Annotated in this window: 15 protein-coding genes; 2 read left to right on the top strand and 13 right to left on the bottom strand. The window is 58.2% G+C overall.

The window, feature by feature from the left end; translation table 11 throughout:
* Positions 1-9: 9 nt before the first annotated feature.
* The 6 genes from AC57B1_RS03020 to AC57B1_RS02995 form a co-directional block, all read right to left on the bottom strand.
* A complete protein-coding gene (locus AC57B1_RS03020; RefSeq protein ID WP_496416524.1) occupies positions 10-534 on the bottom strand; it encodes a hypothetical protein in 525 nt (174 codons plus the stop codon).
* Complete coding sequence (locus AC57B1_RS03015) at positions 531-836, bottom strand: hypothetical protein (protein WP_496416523.1); 306 nt, start codon at positions 834-836, stop codon at positions 531-533. The genes AC57B1_RS03020 and AC57B1_RS03015 overlap by 4 nt, the downstream gene beginning before the upstream one ends.
* 58 nt (positions 837-894) lie before the next feature.
* Complete coding sequence (locus AC57B1_RS03010) at positions 895-2,403, bottom strand: hypothetical protein (RefSeq protein WP_496416522.1); 1,509 nt, start codon at positions 2,401-2,403, stop codon at positions 895-897.
* A gap of 8 nt (positions 2,404-2,411) precedes the next feature.
* Positions 2,412-3,620: a conjugal transfer protein TraW gene (traW, locus tag AC57B1_RS03005; protein ID WP_496416521.1), complete on the bottom strand. Its 1,209-nt coding sequence runs from the start codon at positions 3,618-3,620 to the stop codon at positions 2,412-2,414.
* 10 nt (positions 3,621-3,630) lie between these two features.
* A complete protein-coding gene (locus AC57B1_RS03000) occupies positions 3,631-3,975 on the bottom strand; it encodes a hypothetical protein (RefSeq protein ID WP_496416520.1) in 345 nt (114 codons plus the stop codon).
* 673 nt (positions 3,976-4,648) lie between these two features.
* The gene (locus tag AC57B1_RS02995; protein ID WP_496416519.1) at positions 4,649-5,635 is read right to left on the bottom strand and encodes a site-specific integrase; all 987 of its coding nucleotides are present in this window, start codon (positions 5,633-5,635) and stop codon (positions 4,649-4,651) included.
* Positions 5,636-6,608: 973 nt separating this feature from the next.
* Here AC57B1_RS02995 and AC57B1_RS02990 point away from each other — a divergent pair.
* The gene (locus AC57B1_RS02990; RefSeq protein ID WP_496416518.1) at positions 6,609-9,404 is read left to right on the top strand and encodes a class I SAM-dependent DNA methyltransferase; all 2,796 of its coding nucleotides are present in this window, start codon (positions 6,609-6,611) and stop codon (positions 9,402-9,404) included.
* Positions 9,405-9,442: 38 nt separating this feature from the next.
* Here AC57B1_RS02990 and AC57B1_RS02985 read toward each other — a convergent pair whose 3' ends face one another.
* The 5 genes from AC57B1_RS02985 to AC57B1_RS02965 all read right to left on the bottom strand — a co-directional run bounded on the left by AC57B1_RS02985 (position 9,443) and on the right by AC57B1_RS02965 (position 14,042).
* Positions 9,443-10,585: a hypothetical protein gene (locus tag AC57B1_RS02985; RefSeq protein WP_496416517.1), complete on the bottom strand. Its 1,143-nt coding sequence runs from the start codon at positions 10,583-10,585 to the stop codon at positions 9,443-9,445.
* The gene (locus AC57B1_RS02980) at positions 10,582-11,082 is read right to left on the bottom strand and encodes a DUF4365 domain-containing protein (protein ID WP_496416516.1); all 501 of its coding nucleotides are present in this window, start codon (positions 11,080-11,082) and stop codon (positions 10,582-10,584) included. The genes AC57B1_RS02985 and AC57B1_RS02980 overlap by 4 nt, the downstream gene beginning before the upstream one ends.
* 111 nt (positions 11,083-11,193) lie before the next feature.
* Positions 11,194-11,985 (bottom strand): abortive infection family protein, encoded by a 792-nt coding sequence (locus tag AC57B1_RS02975; protein WP_496416515.1) that lies wholly within the window; start codon positions 11,983-11,985, stop codon positions 11,194-11,196.
* A 52-nt stretch (positions 11,986-12,037) separates the two neighbouring features.
* Positions 12,038-13,123 (bottom strand): hypothetical protein, encoded by a 1,086-nt coding sequence (locus tag AC57B1_RS02970; RefSeq protein WP_496416514.1) that lies wholly within the window; start codon positions 13,121-13,123, stop codon positions 12,038-12,040.
* On the bottom strand, positions 13,104-14,042 hold the full coding sequence (locus tag AC57B1_RS02965; protein WP_496416513.1) for a phospholipase D-like domain-containing protein: 939 nt from the start codon (positions 14,040-14,042) through the stop codon (positions 13,104-13,106). The genes AC57B1_RS02970 and AC57B1_RS02965 overlap by 20 nt, the downstream gene beginning before the upstream one ends.
* A gap of 257 nt (positions 14,043-14,299) precedes the next feature.
* On the opposite strand from AC57B1_RS02965, the gene AC57B1_RS02960 reads away from it, so the two are divergent.
* Positions 14,300-14,743 (top strand): hypothetical protein, encoded by a 444-nt coding sequence (locus AC57B1_RS02960; protein WP_496416512.1) that lies wholly within the window; start codon positions 14,300-14,302, stop codon positions 14,741-14,743.
* A gap of 144 nt (positions 14,744-14,887) precedes the next feature.
* On the opposite strand, the gene AC57B1_RS02955 is transcribed toward AC57B1_RS02960, so the two are convergent.
* Together AC57B1_RS02955 and AC57B1_RS02950 are read right to left on the bottom strand one after the other, a co-directional pair.
* Positions 14,888-15,946: a tyrosine-type recombinase/integrase gene (locus AC57B1_RS02955; RefSeq protein WP_496416511.1), complete on the bottom strand. Its 1,059-nt coding sequence runs from the start codon at positions 15,944-15,946 to the stop codon at positions 14,888-14,890.
* Between the two features lie 657 nt (positions 15,947-16,603).
* Positions 16,604-18,307: a methyl-accepting chemotaxis protein gene (locus AC57B1_RS02950; protein ID WP_496416773.1), complete on the bottom strand. Its 1,704-nt coding sequence runs from the start codon at positions 18,305-18,307 to the stop codon at positions 16,604-16,606.
* Positions 18,308-18,593 lie beyond the last annotated feature (286 nt).

Here is an 18,593-nt window from a genome sequence, read left to right as displayed (position 1 = left end):
CACACCTTGTCAGGAAAAAAGGTGCGGGTTGAACAGGCGCGAGACCGCGCCTCGTGAGCGAAAGAAGTCGCGGAGACTGCCGAGCGGCGCGTCGGGCTGTTGCGGGCCGGCCTCCAGTTGCCATAGTTGCCGCTCGTACTTGACCGCAAACAACATCGGCAGACCGATACCGAGGATGCCATTCACCACGGCGAAAAGGTTCCCGCCGAGCATACCGCCGAACGCGTAGGAGGCGCAAAGGGCGACGAAAACCAGACAAAGGCGTTTTTTGTTGAGGCAGTCTTGCGCAATCCGCTCTAGCGGCAACGCGTCGGCCGGCCGTCGCGCGAGCGCTTCGCGATAAGTTCTGACATGCCGGGTTGTCGGCTTTTGCCGGTCGATTTCGTCTTTCAGGTCCCGTACCGTCTTTGCGCCGCTTCCCATCGCGTCTTTCGCGGACTTGAAGGCCCGGAAGATTGGATAGCCGGGGATGATGTACAGGCTCGCGTGCGCGATACGGCGGCCGATGCCCTTCTTTTTTGTTTCATCGTTCATCGCTTGATCTCCGATTCGACGGCGCGTTTGAGTTGCGCGTACGCCTGTTTCAGGAGGAATGACCAGAAAAAGGCGGTCCACGCTGCGGCCAGGCAAACGCCCAACCAGTTCATCGGGTCATAGTGGCTTCGCGCCCACCACACCGAGGCGCACATGAAGCAATGCGCGAGCACGCCTATCTGGAAGATGAGGCACGCGTCTTTAAACTGTTCATGGCTCAGTCCACCGCGCGCGCGGCGACGGCGCAGGACGTGCGGCAAAGCAGCTAATATCCGCAGGACGCGGTTAATGTTTCTAGACATGACATCACCCAGAGTTGGCGTACCGTTAGAAGGTTGTTGGATTTCATGTCTGGGTTGGTCATGCCCCTGCGCCCGGCAGATTGAGGCAGTTAGCGACTATGCTGGGGTCAGCCCATTTCCCATCAGGCCAGTAAGTATTGGTCGCCCACCAGTTATTGGCTCCGTCAGTGTAGATTTGTTGAAAGCCCCCCTCCGGTCCTCCGGAGAGTTGCCCAAGACTGCAATAGGCGTGAACGCCCAGATACAGGCTCGAAGTGTTGATCGGTATTGAATAACTGGAATAGGTGAACGCCTCACCTGCTGCTCTCCACACACCGGACTGACAAAACAGGGGCCCGCTGCCAGAGGTGCCAATGAGCGTATTCCCACCGCATGGAGTGCCCGCAACTGCGCTACCGTTAACTTGCACATACTCATTGGCAGTAAATCTGCCGGTCGTCACGAGTTGACCGCTCCCTCCGCCCCCGCCAACAACCGTCACCCCTGAACCGTTCCATGGCTTCAGGTACAGGTTTCCGCCACCCGTCTCGATGTACTGCGTGCCCGGATTGTAGATTTGGGTGCCGTTACCCATCGTTGTGTTGCCATTGATCTGCGCAGCATTCGCGACTACTGTTCCGTTCGCGGTCACATTGCCGTTGGCCGTCACATTGCCAGTAGCGGCAACGCTCCCATTGGAGTTGACGTTCCCCGAGTTAACCGTCGCCCATGCCGCCCCCGTCTTGTTCAGGACTTGCCAAGCGCCGGCCTGGTATGTGTTGGTGTTCCCCGCCCCATCGTTTGCGATTGTGGTTGACTGCGCGCCATTCGCAGACACGTACGTGGACGCATTCACCGTGGCGGCGTTGACGATGTTATGGAGGGTCCCGGTCGAGCCCTTGAAGTTCAGATTCCCTTCCATAGGAAGCGACCCATCACGACGTACAAACGCAGACCATCCGCTTGACCCGTAGCCAACGCGCATGGCGAGGATGCCAGAAATGTTCCCCATCGGATTCGGCTGATTCCAGCCAGAATTCATGCCCGTAATCGTGCCAGGCGTGATGATGTCCGAGTATCCACCGTCCCCACCGATCGCAGCAGCCCCGTCGTCCAGCGTCATCGGCTTCCCCGTAGACGGATCGGTGATCGAGCCAGCTATGTACACGAGGCCAGCGATGTCGCAGCTTGGGGCAGCGCAGCTTGCGGGCGTCTTCGCAAGCGAGATCACATAGGGCGTGCCGTATGCGCTCGTTGTCGAGAACCCGGCCGGAACTACGTTGATGTTCACCAGTTCCGTCATCGTCGGCGAATACTCATCAGCGACGCCCGCGATCGGGGTCCCGTTAATCAGATTCGAATAGTACTTGGTAAGATACACGCCGTTGATGCTGTTCCCGATATCGGCAAGTAGGTTTCCCTGTGCGGCAGTCTGCTGCGAAAGCATTTCCTGACGCTGTGCCCATATCTGCGCAGTGGCAAACGCGATCGCGATCGACGCGCCGATTCCAAGCGACAGCAAATCATAGATGCCTCGTTGCCGAGCGTGCGAGCCGATGAATAATTTATTGAGGTTCAATGCGTGCATTTGGTGGCTCACCGGGCATTAGTCGCACGTACGCGCTGAAGTTGAGCTTCGATTGCGGGACGATCTGCCGAGCGTTCGTGCGCAGCAAGAGATTGTCCCGACAGGACATTCGATTGCCTCACCGCTTTGACCAGTTCATGAATCTGATCAACCAAAAATGCTTGCGTGAGAAGCTGTTCACGCTGAAGCTTCGTCGGGTCGGCTACTGCACTGAATTCGATTTGCCAGTAAGGATTTTGCCAACGGCGGCCCGCCTCGAAGTCTTCGAGTTCCCCGAGGCTCATGATGCCGGTGCTCTTGGCAACGCTTGATGCGTTCGCATTGAAATACTGAGCCGCAGCGTCTGACTGCTTGATGTCTTGGATCAGTTGGGCGCTACCGGGGAATGGCATGCGCGACGCAATCAGCTCGTTCATGGGCTTGATTGCAGACGACATGTTCGCCTGATACGCCTTCTGCATCGCTATATATAGCTTGCCTGTTTCCGTGCTGGCTTCAGCCTTGGTGATACTCTCGGGCGGTTGTGGATCGATTGACATACGGGCGTAAGCGCGCGCCGCGTCCTGCTGCTGCGGTGTGAACGTCAAATCGACGTCCTTCCCGGGCATGCCTGCACCGATGAAAACCGAATCCACGTCCGCATCGCCGTCCGGCATTGTGGAAGCCTTGCAGCCGGCGTAGCCCATTTGCAGTTCGAGCGGACTGCAATAGTTGTCGGCGTGGATGCTTGCTGACGCTCGACGCGATGCCTCAACTGAAGGGGCGGGCGAGTTGAGCGCCTTATCGAGCGGTGCATAGCCGACATGCGAGCCACTCGGCCGATAGCTGGACGCTGTTGTAGTAGTGCTATGGACGGCCTGCAATGCATAGTTGCTGCTCGACGTAGAACAGGGATCGATGGGTAGTTCCGTCTCGCGCATAACTCGATCGATCTCCTGTTGCCGCTGAACTTCCAGTGCCATTTCGCGTTGGGTGTTAGACGCCTGCACGACGCTATCCGACACCTTTGAACCGACGCTTGCGATGTCAGTATCGATCTCGTTCAAAATTGTGGATAACGATGTGCCGAGGGATGCGATTGCTGTTTGAACTGTCAGTTGTGCCTCCGTGATCGCGCTGACGACACATCCGTCACATACGGCGAAGGCACTACTGCTGACCGAGAGCAGTGCGGCTCCCGCGAACGTGGCACTCAGTTTGACCTTGGTGATTTTCACAGTGGCGTCCTCAGTGGCAGGTAGATTCGAGACGCATCGCGGTCGGAGCTGACACAAACAGTTCCAACAGCCGCACTTTCATAGCAATGACTTTTCCTTCCGCAAGCCACTGCCTCACGGTCATTTGGCGCATCACCGACACACCATTCACGCACTCGCACGCGGTCACTGCGCGGTCCAGTGCCGCATCGTTGTTGATCTGAACCTGCTGTAAATGTGCGAGCGCTTCGGCGTGACGCGTATCGGCCGCCGCTTGTGCGGCTGCAAGCATGTCGGACGTGCTTTGTTGATCGGCGGGCGCTGACGTCGAGACAACAGCGAGCACATAGGCGCAAATGATTTTTCGAATCACCATGTCAACTGCCCCCGGCGTACACCACGGAACGACGCATGTCATATAGGCCGTACAAATACGCCCGCGTCTCTCCGGGTTCAGTGCGCTCAATGAGGGTTTCCAAGCGTTGGAGCGACATGTGCCACACGTCTTCGGTCTCGAGGACAACCGATAAATCGGTGTCGAACGGCAGCGAAGAAAGGGGGTGACTTGCTTGTAGAATGCGGGTAGTCATGCGTTGGCCTCTCGAACAGGTCTATGTGTGATTAGGTGCGACGGCCGGTTCCAGCCGGTCGTCGTACCGACATTCTTCTAAGGTTATCTAACTAAAGATAATCAATTATCACTGACGCAGATAATTCGGCAAGTACCGGTTTGTCCTATACTTCAAACTCGCGGAAATATTTTTTCTCGTAGGCTGGGAAAATTGCCTAACAGGCAAAAAAGCAGTGCTTGGCTGCGCCGTAAGTCGGTGAGCGAGCCGATTTCTTTGCTGGTTCGAAAGGCGTTGCTTACGTAAATTGCAGAAAGGAACGAGCTCGTGCGTTCTTCTGGTAGCTGTGGATGTGTGCTGGGGTGGCGCTGAACGTTGGCGTGTCTCTAGGCTGATAAGGCGGCCACGCGATGTTCGGTATGGTAACTTTAGTTCAGCGATATCGATGGAGCGATCATCTGTCTCGGCTGATTGAATCGATTAGCCGTGCCGCGACCTCGATGATGGTGAGGACGCGCGATTGACTGTTTCATTCGGCTTGCGGACATCTGCCTGCCTTTGCTTGAATTCAGTCCACGCACTGCGGCGCTGAGCGTAGTGTCGGCGCGCTGTCCGGATGGATCGATGCCCCAGCAGTGCTGCCACCTCGTCGGGCGAAGCGATTGCCTTAGCGTTCGCCGAAAACTGATGCCGAGCAGAATAGAGGGCATAGGTGCGTTTGGTATCGCCCGGCCATAGTGCCTTACACAGCCGGCGTAGAGCTTGGCTGCACCCCTTCTGAATTGCCGAGAATTGAATTCCCCGCGCTTGAAGTTCGCGCAGCGATTCCAGGTGCGCTCGAACAATCGGTAGATCGCCCGAATGTACAGGGATGACACGATGCTCACCGGTCGCACGTCCGTTCGTGGCCTTTGCGTTTCTGACGACTAGTGCTGCTTGGTCCTCGGATAGATTGGCGTGCTGCCATTCGCAAGGTCGAAGCCCCGTCACAATGGCACTCATCAACCAGAGGGCTGTTCTCCGCGAATAGTCGCCGTCACGTGATGGGTTCGCGAGGTTAGCGACCAACACGTCGTAGTCACGCTTGGGGATGCCCTTTCGTTTGCGTGACGACGTGCGTCCGATTTCCCGTTCTGGCTTGCAGTCGACATATGGGAGGAGTCGGATTTCATCGGCCGTTTTCTGAAACAGCGGGTGGCCAGTGCGTTCGAATTCCATCTCGTAACGGCACACCAGACACGCTTGATACTGCCGGAAGGTCGCCCACTTCCACTCGCTCGCGTGCCGTCTCATGTAGGCCACTACATCGGAAGGAGCCGGGTAAGCGTCTTCGGGTAACTGCATTTCATCGGCAATTCGACAGAGGAGACCATGCGCGCGGGCGAGGTACCCATCAATGGTTTCTTTTGTACGAGTCTGGTCTCTGGCTGCTTGCCTTGGGTTCATCATGGCCGTGCTCAATTCCATTTAGGGATGCAAACCACAAGTGCTCTGCCTATTGGGGTTGCAAGATATTTTGTCCACAAGACTATCAGCTTCCGTGATCTTGTTGGTATTCAATCGAGACGGCGTCCAATGCATTTGTGGATTCGTTACGCGGTTAGGTATCAGGTAGCGGCTATGTTTTCACATAGCCGCGTTACAGCTTCACTTGCAGTGAGCTGTAACAACCATAGGGTGTCGAAAAAGTATCAGATACCAAACCGGTCCGAATCCGGGCTCTGCGGGACACGAGATATTCGGAAGCGACTTTGCGCGAGCTGCGTGCGGGTATGTGTTGGTCGAGTTCGCGGAATCTTGTTGAGTTCAAATGCGTCAATATTGCGTCGACTACGCGTCGTGTGGGAAGCGGCGGCTACACCGACGGCCGATCAGTGTAGGCGGATGCGTTATAGATACGTCATCAATGCGTCGTTATTGATACATACCCCTGCCGGGATCGACCGAGATGAGATTGCGTTACGAATGCGTGGTAGATGACGCATCCTCGATAAAGCCAATCATTATTTCGGCAGTTACTGCAGACGGCCTTCTTGGTTGACAGCTGGCGAGGACTGATGCCGACACCTTTCCTGAGCCGTTCTTGAGGTCGAGGGTGCCAACCCCGAAGGGATAGGGGACGCACACTTTGTGCTCTGCGATGCAATCAAGGTCGCACCGCACGCGGTCTTGTCCCCTCCGAAGCGACCGACCGGCCGTTGAACGTTATACCCAAACACTTGGCCGATACGATTTGATACGCAGCGCCATCGCGCTCAAGCAGTCCGCCATCCTTTAGACCGTCTGCGGTTCGAACGTGCTGTATATATAGCGGCGCATCGCGGCCTCGCCGACAGCGTCCATCGACACGGCCAATCAAAGGGCAATCACATTGATCGAAGCCGTTGCATGGCTCTTACCGGATACAATCGCCCCTTTCCTTTGACACGACGCCAGCGCAATGACCACCATCTCGTTCCCGGAAATCCGTGCCCACTTGCAGGCGTTTGCAAAACAATGGAAACAGGCGGAACGCGAGAATGCCGACGCAAAGTTGTTTTGGGCGCGGTTTTACGAGTGCTTCGGCATCCGTCCGGAGTCGGCGACGATCTACGAAAAGGCGGTGGACAAACTCGACGGCACGCGAGGTTTCATCGACTCGTTTATTCCCGGGTTGTTGATCGTCGAGCACAAGAGCAAAGGCAAAGATCTGAACTCGGCGTTTACACAGGCGTCCGACTACTTCACGGCCTTGTCGGAAGGCGAACGTCCGCGATATATCATCGTGTCGGATTTCGCCCGGTTCAGGTTGTACGACCTGAAAACTGACACCCAGGCCGAGTGCAAACTCGCGGACCTTTCCAAGCACGCCGGTTGGTTCCGGTTCCTGGTCGAGAAGGATGCGTCGCCGGAGATCCTGGAGGAGTCGCCGATCAACCGAAAGGCGGCGTACGCCGTCTCGAAGTTGCACGAGGCGTTGTTGCAGGCGAACTTCCGCGGGCGCGATCTGGAAGTGTTTCTCACGCGGCTCCTGTTCTGCCTCTTCGCCGACGACACCGGGATTTTTGGACAAGACGGCCTCTTTCGACGGTACGTCGAAACCACAAGGCCCGACGGACGTGACACCGGGCAAAGCCTGGCGAGCCTGTTCGACGTGCTTGACACGTCGTACAGCGATCGGTCGTCGAACCTGGACGACCGTCTGGCCGCGTTCGCCTACATCAACGGGTCGTTGTTTTCCGAGCGTACACGCATCCCTTCGTTCGATGCGGACATGCGAACCCTGCTGGTGAAGTGCGCGGAACTGGATTGGAGTGGGATCAGCCCGGCGATCTTTGGGGCAATGTTCCAAGGTGTACTCGAAGTGCACACGCCGGACGAGACGCGCCAGGCCAGTCGCAGGGAACTCGGCGCGCACTACACCTCGGAACGCAATATCTTGCGGGTCATCAACCCGTTGTTCATGGACGATCTACGTACCGAGTTCGAGAAGGCGCGAAAGAGCAAGCCCCGATTGCAAGCGCTGTACGACAAGTTGTCGACGCTCACCTTCTTTGATCCAGCATGCGGCTGTGGCAACTTCCTGGTGATCGCTTACCGGGAACTGCGACGCCTAGAAAACGATGTCATCGCGGCGTTGTTTGTTGACTTCGGGCAAGGCCCCGGCCTGCTTGACGTGTCCACGCTTTGCCGGGTGCGGGTCAATCAGTTCTACGGCTTGGAAATCGACGATGCGGCGGCGCACATCGCTCGCGTCGCGTTGTGGATCACCGATCACCAGATGAACCTGGAATCAGCGGATCGCTTCGGCAACACGCGCCCGACGGTTCCCTTGGTTGATACACCGCACATCCACCAGGAAAACGCCCTCCGCTTCGATTGGGCGTTGATCCTACCGCCCACGCAATGCTCTTACGTGATGGGCAATCCCCCGTTTATCGGTGCGAAATACCTGAACGACGCCCAGCGGGAAGATGCTCGCCTGATCTTTGCCAAGATCAAAAATGGAGGTCTGCTGGACTACGTGGCAGCCTGGTATGTAAAGGCACTGGCATACATCCAGCAAAACCCGACCATCGACGTAGCGTTTGTCTCGACCAACTCGATTACGCAGGGCGAGCAGGTGTCTGCGCTTTGGGGACCGTTGCTGCAAGGCGGCATCCATATCCGCTTCGGGCATCGCACGTTTCAGTGGAGCAACGAAGGCAAGGGGATCGCCGCGGTGCATTGCGTCATCATCGGCTTTGGTCTCCGCGTACCGGATCGGTGTACGATTTACGACTACACCGGCGACATTAAGGCCGAGAACGCGCTAGTCATCGCCGCCAAACGCATCAACCCTTACCTGGTCGATGCGCCCGACTACTTGTTGCCCAATCGACGCACTCCAATATGCCCCGTTCCGGAAATCGGCATCGGGAACAAGCCTATCGACGGTGGGCATTATCTTTTCACCGACGACGAAAAAGCTGCGTTCGTCGAACTGGAACCGAAAGCCGCCCCGCTGTTTCGTCGGTGGTACGGCTCGGTTGAGTTTATCAACGACCTGAGTCGGTGGTGCCTGTGGCTGGGTGATCTAAAGCCGAACGAACTGCGCGCGCTGCCGGAATGTATGAAGCGCGTCGAGGCCGTCCGCAAGAGCCGTCTTGCGAGCGATAGCCTCCCCACGCAAAAGTTGGCGGACATGCCGACGCGCTTTCACGTCGAGTTCATGCCGGACAAGCCGTTCCTGGTGATCCCTGAAGTCTCGTCGTATCGCCGCGAGTTCATCCCGCTGGGGTACCTGGAACCGCCAACCCTTGCGAGCAACAAGGTACGTCTGATGCCCGACGCGACGCCGTATCATTTCGCAGTGTTGCATTCGACCATGCATATGGCTTGGGTGCGCACTGTAACGGGACGACTGAAAAGCGACTTTCAATATTCCGTCAAGATCGTATTCAACAACTATCCATGGCCAGAAGCGACGGAAGCGCAACGAAAAGCACTGGAGTCCACCGCCCAGGCGATTCTCGACGCGCGTTCGCTTTTCCCCGGGTCGTCACTGGCTGATCTTTATGACCCGCGGACCATGCCGCCGGAACTTCGGAAGGCGCATGTTGCCAATGACCGGGCGGTCGATGCCGCTTACGGGTTCAAAGGCGACAAATCCGATGCGGGGCGTGTTGCGTTCCTGTTTGTCCTTTACGGCAAGGTGACCAGCCTCCTTCCGCCTGCAAAGCCGAAGCGCACACGGAAGGAGAAAGCAAATGCGTAGTCGCAGCCAAGGCCATTGGGCGGGCGGAGCGTCCACCCTTACAACAGATCGCCGTTTTTGATGACCTTGAAGTTGCGCGGGTTGACCAGACGCGCGCCTCGCGACATGACACGGACATCGCCATGGCACTGGACCAACGTTTTCTCGCCGTGCGCGAGGACGGCCTGCTGGTACTCGTCCTTGTCGAGTTCAACAGAAACGTTTTTCGGTTGACCGTTCAACGTCACCGCGATCGTGATCGTTCCGGTTTCATCGGCCAGCGGCCGGTCCAGTTTTTCGACGGACCCGGTGATTGTCCGGTCGTACAGCGTGTAGTCTTCGCGTTTGTAGTAGGCCGCCGCCTCCGCGACGCGTTCCACCTTGTCCCTGTCGAACACGAACTTGACCGGCGGACTCGGCTCCAAACCGCTGCTGGCCGGTGTGATCGTCACCTCGAAGCCACGCTTCTGGTCTGCACCGCTCAAACCCACGAGCGCATCGCACAAGTTTGCACTCGCGCCATTGTTCACGGCTTCGTCGAGCACGATAGTGTTCCCGCCGCTCGAGATCGTACCGATCGCATCGTCGAGCGCCCGCAGCCCCGACGACAGGGTGGCGGTCACCAGGCGTGTCGTCGGCACCGATGGCAAACCAAGTTGCGACGTTTGCTGGACCGGTACAGGAGCGATGATGTTGACGACGTAACTGCCGATTTCCGTCTGACCCAAGCGCAGCGATCGCAGGTATTCGTTCATCTCGTCGGACTTGCGCCCCGTGAACTGCCGCCGTTTCGAGGTGGACGCAAGTGCGGCGGCTTCCATCAGGTCGCGCGCCCGCTGGTTCAGCAGCACGCCATCGTCGAGCGGGATCGTGCCGCCTTCCACGTCGAAGTGGAACACCCGAACGCGGATGCGATCCGAAAAATATCCAGCAACATCGCGAACGATATCGAGGACCGGCCGCCCCTCGAAGTCGGCGATCGCCGTCACGGCGTCGACCAGCCGCCGGCCAAAATCTTTCGCCCGCTGTTGCAGCGACGGCAGTAAAACTTCGGCGTCTTCCTGCTGGGGTTCCGGTCGGTGCCACACCGACGCCATCGCCCCAAGGTCCGCATCTTTTCGCCAGCCACGCAGGTCGAGGTAAGCGGCCAGTTGATCGGGCGTTATGTCGGCCAGGCGTTTGAGCAAGTCGTCGCGGCTCATAGCGCGCTCCCTCGATTGCTCGCCAAGGTCATCAGGTGCGTCAGTGCTTCGGTGGTCAGGCGTTGGTTCAATGGAACGTCAATCGTCACCGTCGTGCTATTTGCTGTGTCCGGCAGGTCGCGCAGTGACACGTAGAAGCATGCGTTATGCATGCTCATGTGGTCCTGATGATGCTGGACCCAATGCGCCGGCTCGTCGGACACGAGCAGTACGGCTAGATAACGCGGGCAGATGACATCGTCGCCGCGCAGGTCGTCGTAGTTCTTGCGGGACAACGGAAAGCGGATGACCTCGCCGGTCACGAGGTCACGTGACGTGCATTTGAGCTGGAACTGGACCTTGGGGTTGCGAACCGGGCCTTTGAAGCCGCGTCCGGTAAGCTCCAGGTCAACGCTGTCGTCGTCCACGTCGAGTTCCGACGGGTTGAGGCCCGCCTGTGCGGCGATCGCTCGCACGTACGCCTTGTTGAACTGCTCTTTTTGTTTTCCGATGTCCATCGCCCCCGATCCCCTTTCCCGCGTCTTGCCCCCAATCGAGCGGCGTCGCCTGCGACGTTTGCGACATTGTAACGGCCCTCGCCCCGCCGACGCTCGCGCTTTGCCACGTGCTCATCGGGGATTGGCTCTGGCCCGCCCTTCGAGCGCCCGGATGAACCGGATCGAGGCGCCGACGTGACTGAAGATCAGCAACGCCTCCGAATGGTTCAGGATTGGGTTGTCGTGCGCCAGGCTCTTGTTGTTGCGCACGTCGTTGAACGCCTCCAGGACGCTGATGCTGCTGCGCAGGATGCGGTCGGTCATGTCCGACTCGATCAGGCCAGCGACCCGTATCGCTTTGACATACTCGCCCATCAGGCTGTGCAACGGCTTGTCCCGGTTGACCTCGATGCCGCGGTGCTCGCAGTGCGTCCGCAAAAACTTCATAGCGAACACGTGCAGGCGATCCAGCGCCGTCGCCGGCTCGTTCTGTTCGATCGCCGTGCGGATGTGCTTCGCTGCCGCTTCAAAGTCCAAGTCGTTGACGCTGGCGGTGAACGCGTCGATCTCGGGGACGGGGCTCGACGGGTCTTGGTGAAGCTGGGCGATGATCTTGTCCACGTCGGCGAGTAACGCGGCATCCGCATCCGCCGGAAGGCAGTCGTATTCGTTCGCGTGCTCGATCAACGCGACGAGCACCTTGGCGACGAGGCGGTCCGGCTCGACGGTCCAGAAACCCCGCATCCGGTTGGCCTTTGACCCGGAACTCAGGTTGATCCGGTACTTCGCATCGTCGATGTCGAGGCCCGAGTGTTCTTCGAAGAACATGGAAAACGTGCGGTCGGAAAAGTTGAGCACGTAGCCGCTGCTCATCCCGAGCAGGCGTTCCAGTTTCCGTTTTTCGATCGACGACAGGGTTGCCATTTGTGGTCTGTATGTTGACTGGTCTGTTGCCGATTGTAGCGACAAACGGCACCTAGCCCCCTGTCGCTGCTTCGCCGGTCGGCGTTGGTGGCATGGGAATGATTGCCTGGCGATCGTCCGACACCACACGGTCGTAACGCTGGACGAACGTGCGCATCTTTTCCGGCTGTTCGTTGTACGACGTGATCCAGCGTGTGATCGCAGCAGCCGCCGCCTCGATCAATCCATACGTGTTGATGTACTTCACCATGGGGTCATCGCTGGGCGGGTGTTCCTGCGCGCCAACGTATGGCGTCAGGCGGGCGACCTTGCCGGCGGCGACTTTCCGGGACTCTAGATTCGTCATGTGCAGCAGGCTGTTGCGGAACTCCCAAAGTTCCTCAGGCGTGGCCCCGGCCGGGTCCGGGTCGGCGAACGTGCGCAACCAGTCGATGAACACGGGCGTCTCACGCGGCGGCCGGTCGCCGAACTCGACGTAAGCAATCGTGTCCAGAAACGACATCAGTAGTTTGAGGCACGAGATGAAATGCCGATTGTTGAACAACAGCCGTATCGCTTTGAAATAGTCGTCATGGATCAGGCCCGGCATGTCGAACGTGCCGGCCTCGTCGTTGATGTACTTGAACAAGTAGTCTTCCATCTTGCCAGGCTCCCCCACGCCGTCGGGCAGTTTCGACATGTCGAGCGGCCCCAGCGGCACCGACACGTGGATGGTGGGCACGCCGTCGACGATCGGCGTGACGCAAAACAGTGGTTGCCGGCCAGCACCGACCTCGGCGAGCAGCGGCTCGAAGATGTGGACCGTTTCGCCCAGGCGCTCCATCGCGTGGTACTGCTCGCGGCTCATCGGACGGGCCAATGGCACGCGTCGCGCCGACGAAAAATCGAACGTGGCGCGCTCCTGCAAAAATGCCAGTTTCTTCTTGTCGCTTCCCTGCCTGAAATACTGTTTGATCCCCACCGCCCGAAGTTGTCCGGCTTCGAAATACGTGAACACGTTGTACACCGGCTCGTGTTTTTTCATGCCTCGTCCTCGGTCTTGTTGTACCGGTGATGGTATCCGCAACGCTATGGCTGTATGGCGACAGGATGTTTGCATGCGGCGTAGATATTCGAGATCAGTAGTGCCGGTCCACAATCAGATCCAGATTCCCCTCGTCGTATAGGACCTCCGGCACGACCTTGCGGTAATAGGTGTCACGCCAGAGGACAACGACCTCGTGTTCAGGCGGCTCTTGATACTTTAGGTGCGCCAGTTCGTTTCCGAGGCGAACCGCACCCACCGCGTGAATTCTCAGTCCTTGATGTCGACCCGCGAAATAGGACTGGAAGTTACCAATAACTTGCCGCTCCTTATTGAAGTCCGACGACATCTGCCACTGTGTGTAATCCTCTTCGTTATCGAAATGATTTTCGTCTTTCAGGCCAAGCTGAGTTAGAAGATACTGGTCGTACATGGACGTCACAGGCTGGATATGCCGGTGGTTGACGCAGACGCTGTATACACCAATCTCTGAGTCATCGTACATTCCCGACTCTTGCCCCAGCACACCGAGAGAGTAGGCCTCGCTGGCGCACTTTGCCCCACGGAATTGCTCCGCTCCGCAGATCATTTTCTGTTGCGAGTTGAAGTCATGGAAGTACGCCTTTAAATCTTCGAACTCGTGAAGAAAGGATTTGACCAGCCGGAAATCATCCTTGACCACGACGATGTTCTCGAAATGTCGTGGCGCGTTCCGCGACCAGTTGAAGCTGCCGGTCACTACCGTCCGGTCGTCAACAATGCAGAACTTGTGGTGCATCAAATCTGACTTCCACCGTCCCCTAATGGGGAAGAGTTGGATGCTTGCGGCGATGTCCCTCAGCGTGTGCGTGTTCGCGTTGTCGTCGTTGTGGATCAGCTCGATCCGGACGCCCCTCTCTAGCAGGTTTTCGAGTACCCGACGGTATTTTTCCCAGTTAAGCCAGGCAACACAAAGCTTCACGCTGTGCTTGGCGGACTGAAGCTCGGATTGCAGATGGTCGTAGATGTCTTCAAAGTATGCCTGTGTCTTCATTTGCCATCCTTAAATGATGCATGATGCACGCCGGCGAATTTATCACTTGTTCGTCACATCGGCGATCGTGTTCTGGCACGACGGATTGTTGTTTGTCTCGCAACCATCTGCGCTCCGCGCCATGTCATCCGATCGCCACGCGAGATCGCCACTTCGGGGAATCGCCTCGCATTTTGAGCGTCAGTGGAACGGCAAACACCAGGCGGGATTCCTCGGTATTCATTGGCGGCAGGTCGTCAAGTCTAGGAGGGGCGGTTATGAACAAAGCGAAGCACCGAAACCCCCGGCGCGAGTTGCTGAGTCGCTATGGGCGCGTCACCAGTTGGCACTCAAGCCTGTCAATTCGCGCGGACCGGCCTCGAGGTTACCCTCCGGAGCGAGAGAGTCGCGCGTCGATTCAGTTAGAGGGGGAGTTCACTGAAGCGGTGGGCGGCGTAGTCAGGTTCTTGATCCAGGTTTCTCCGAAGGACAAACCGGATCTGGGCAATGTAGCCGTGCCGAACATTGGCGTGTTCATTTCGGTCAAGCCGGAGTTACAGGGAGTGGTTGATATGACTGAGGGCGAATTTCAACGGTTGTTAACGCTCGCCGCGTCAGACCACCTGGCATGGTGCTTCGTCGCATTCACAGTGCCATTTCGCCGGTCCGCTTTGATCGTCAGTATTGACTTCAGCACGCGCGCGCCCGACGACGAGACGTAATACGTCGAAGTCGAATCTGATGTCGAGATCGGATCGGTGCCGGCTTGCTCCCGGCAACCGCCAGTGTTGCCACGATGGGCCAGGCAGGCGGTTTCAGGTCCGGCTGAAAATTTTATTGGCGAGCGCTCAAGATAAGCGGTGGCGCTAATCCAGCTTCTTCGCAAGATCCTCTGCCCTCGGATGGTAGTACCGCATAAGCATCTTCGTGTCGCGGTGGCCTGTAATCTTCGCTAGTTCATGGAGTGGAAATTTTTCGGCAAGGCGTGATGTTGCCTCGTGTCGCAAGTCGTGAAAGCATAGGTCGACTAGGAGATTAGGGTTCGCGGTCACGCCCTTGTTCGCGCAATCCTCCTCGTACGTTTTCCTCGCCCGTGCGACCGCTCTCTCGAATGCTCGAGTTACCGCGTCGGGGCGGAGCGGAAAAAACAATTCGCGCCCATCTTTGATGAGATCTTCAAAGACGGCAATCGCTTTCCTCGAAAGGGGAACGTCGCGCGAACTCCCGTTCTTCGTCATGGCAAGACGAGCAACGCGCTTTGTAAGATCAACTTGGGCTGGGCCGAGCGAGATCAACTCACCTCTACGCATCGCCGTTTCGACTGCAATGTCGATGAGCGCGGGCAAGAAGGCAGACGCAGACGCTGCTTTGACGTACGCAAGTTCGTCGGTCGAGTCGCCTTTCACGGCTTCCGGTTCGATCTTGGCAATGCGGCGAATGCGCTCGTTTTTGATCGTTGGCTTGCGAACTAACTCGACCGGATTGGAGAGGCTTTCCAGCCCCCACTCCTTTCGCGCAATTGTAAAAAGGTGAGAGATTACAGCTAGGCGGCGGACAACCGTCGCCGGGCTATGAGTGACACACCATTCGTCGCGCATCTTCGCAATGTCAGCCCGCCGGATTCCTGCGAGTGGCCGCTTTGCGAGCCATGAGTCGCGCAGTTGGCGAATGATCGACTTCTCCTGCGTTGCGCCTCGTTTGTTCGATGCAATCTCGCGCTCGTAGCGGTCGAGCGCCTCGGTGAAGGTTGTGCTTTCAGCTTCCGCGTTGCTAACGAAGCGTCCCCGGTCCATCTCGCGTTCGATGGACCTCGCCCACTTTTCAGCATCTGCCTTGGTGTCGAAGGTCTTCGACTCTTGGGGGTAGCCTTTTCTGCGAATCTTGGCTTGCCACTGAAGGTCACCGCGTTTGGTAAAGGTCGCCATAGGCAAATTAGCCGCTAGATGTCGTTTCCGGGACAGGTGTGTCTCAAAATTGTCCCAAAAATCCAGAAATAGGTCAATGAACCTTTGTATTTAGGCATGGGCCTTCTGGTTCGCAATGCGAAGGTCGGGAGTTCGATCCTCCTCCTCCCACCAAACGGCCATATCAGAGCCCTGCAAGTCCAAAGACTTGCAGGGCTCTTTCTTTTCCACTCAAAGACCTAAACCCCGAGCGATGCAATCCGGGAGCAAAGGCGCATCCTCAACGCCAAAGCCTCGTTACAAGCCATCAACCCGAACCAACCCGTACTAACCCGCGTCAAGCGCCCTCGAACGTGCCCGGGCAGCTTTCAGCCGGCGAGTTGGTCGATCGCGCCGAGCGGCTTGGCATTCTTCTACTCGCTGGCCGTCGGTTCTCGCCTAATGGCGAGGACATGCAAAGCGTGCGGGCTGGCTACGGCAATCTCGACGAAACCGAAATGGCCGCCGCACTCGCGCGGCTCGGCGGCGCGGTTCGATATTCGCGTTGATGCAAGGAAGCCGAGAGGAAACGTTTGTTTGATCTTCCAACGCTGGTCGCATGCCACCGTCTGCGACGCATCACGCCTCCGCATGCTTGCGCCGCCCACCTTGGCACGGCGCTTAGTCAGAGAAGAGCGCTCAGAACTGATCCCACCCGTCATCCGCCCCGACCGCCCCGACCGCCACGGCTGCCGTCGCCAGTGCGGCAAGCGGCGCGGCAACCGGCGCGGGCGTCGCGCGGACGGCGCGCCGGACAGGCGCAACAGCCGATTCGCGTCGCTGTATTTCCTTATGCACGGGAACAGCAGAACCAGAAGCCATTGCCGCATCGCTATTCAGAATCTGAAAGAATGCCACCGCCTCGTTCAACTGCTGGCCCTGATCTTCCATCGACCGCGAAGCTGCCGCCGCTTCTTCTACCAAAGCGGCATTCTGTTGCGTGACGTTGTCCATCTGCGTGATCGCGAGATTGACCTGCTCGATGCCACGGCTTTGTTCGCTCGATGCCGCCGCGATTTCCGACATGATGTCCGTCACCCGCGCCACCGCCTGGGTGACTTCGGCCATCGTCTTGCCGGCTTCACCCGCCAGTGCCGAGCCGTCGCGGATCCTGTCCACGGAGCTGGCAATCAGGTCTTTAATCTCCTTGGCTGCGCTCGATGAACGCTGCGCCAGGCTTCTGACTTCGCTCGCGACCACCGCGAAACCGCGGCCCTGTTCGCCGGCGCGCGCAGCTTCGACGGCAGCGTTGAGCGCAAGAATGTTTGTCTGGAACGCAATGCCTTCGATAATGCCGGTGATGTCGGCGATCTTGGTGGAGCTATCGCTGATGTCGTGCATCGTGCTCACCACCTGGCCGACCACTTCGCTACCTTTCTGCGCGACCGACGAAGCATTCGTGGCCAGCATGCTGCCCTGCTGCGCATTGTCGGCATTCTGCTTCACGGTGGAGGTGAGCTCTTCCATGCTCGACGCCGTTTCCTGCAACGACGCAGCCTGCTGTTCGGTACGCTGGCTCAGGTCCATATTGCCCGCGGCGATCTGGCGTGCCGCGCCGGCAATACTCGTGCTGCTGTCGCGCACGCGTGCGACGATCGTGGTCAGCCGTTCGTTCATCTCGCGCAGGGCCCCCAACAGTTTGCTGGTTTCGTCGCGGCCGTTCACGGCGATGCGTGTGCGCAAATCGCCTTCCGACACGGTGCGCGCAACGTCGATCGCCTGGCGCAACGGTCCAGTGACGGCGCGCGTGATCAGCACGCATGCGCCGATCGCGAGTGCCACCGCGATCAGGCTGATCGCAATTAGGAGGTTGCGCTGGTTCTCGTAGTGCGCCGCGTATTCGTTGATCATCTGCTCCTGGCGGCCGTGCGTGTAGTCGGCATACGCGTTAGTCGCGCGAATCAGCGCGGCGAGCAGCGGCCGGCATTGATCGTCCATCTTGACGATCGCTTCGTCGCGTTTGTTGTTGAGCGCGAGATTGACGATGTCGGTGGCGACCGGTCCGTACGCGGCCTCCACCCGATTGATCTCGGCGACGAGGCTGCGAGCTTTCTCCGAGGTGTCGGTCGCGGCGGCGATCATGTCGTTGAGCTTCTTCAGATTGGTTTGCACATCTTCATGTGCGCGCAGCACGTCGGCCTTCTCGAGGTCCAGATCCTGAGGTTTCGTTACGAGCACGAGATTACGCGCGGCGATGGCCCGGCGGTCGACGGCGGTTCGCACCTGCACCGCCATGTCGGCGCGCGCGTTGATGCCATGCACGAAGCCGGAAAATCCATCGGTTGAGTCGTTCAGCGCCTTCAGCGAAAGCGAGGAGACCGCGACGACGATTAGAGACAGCATGCCGAAGCCGGCAATGAGTTTGGCTTTGATGGTGAGGTGCTTCAATGTCACGATTTTTCTCCAATAACGAAACTTGAATGCTTTCGCAATGGACTCTCAGGTCCGGGCATGGGAGCGTCTGTGTGGCCGTCGTACATGGCGGCGGCCCCGCGCTATTTACCGCTTCCTTGTCTCATGTCGAATGCGTGACTGGCCGCATCGGCGTAAGCCGCAAAAGAGGCATCCCATTCACCGAATATCGGATCGCAACGTCAAATCCTGAAGGCTAATCGGGTATAACACTAGA

This window comes from Paraburkholderia sp. BGA-UO-ETr-F21 (genome assembly GCF_059567925.1).
Note: the sequence above shows the minus strand (reverse complement) of the source record. Positions and strands in the feature narration are given on the sequence as shown.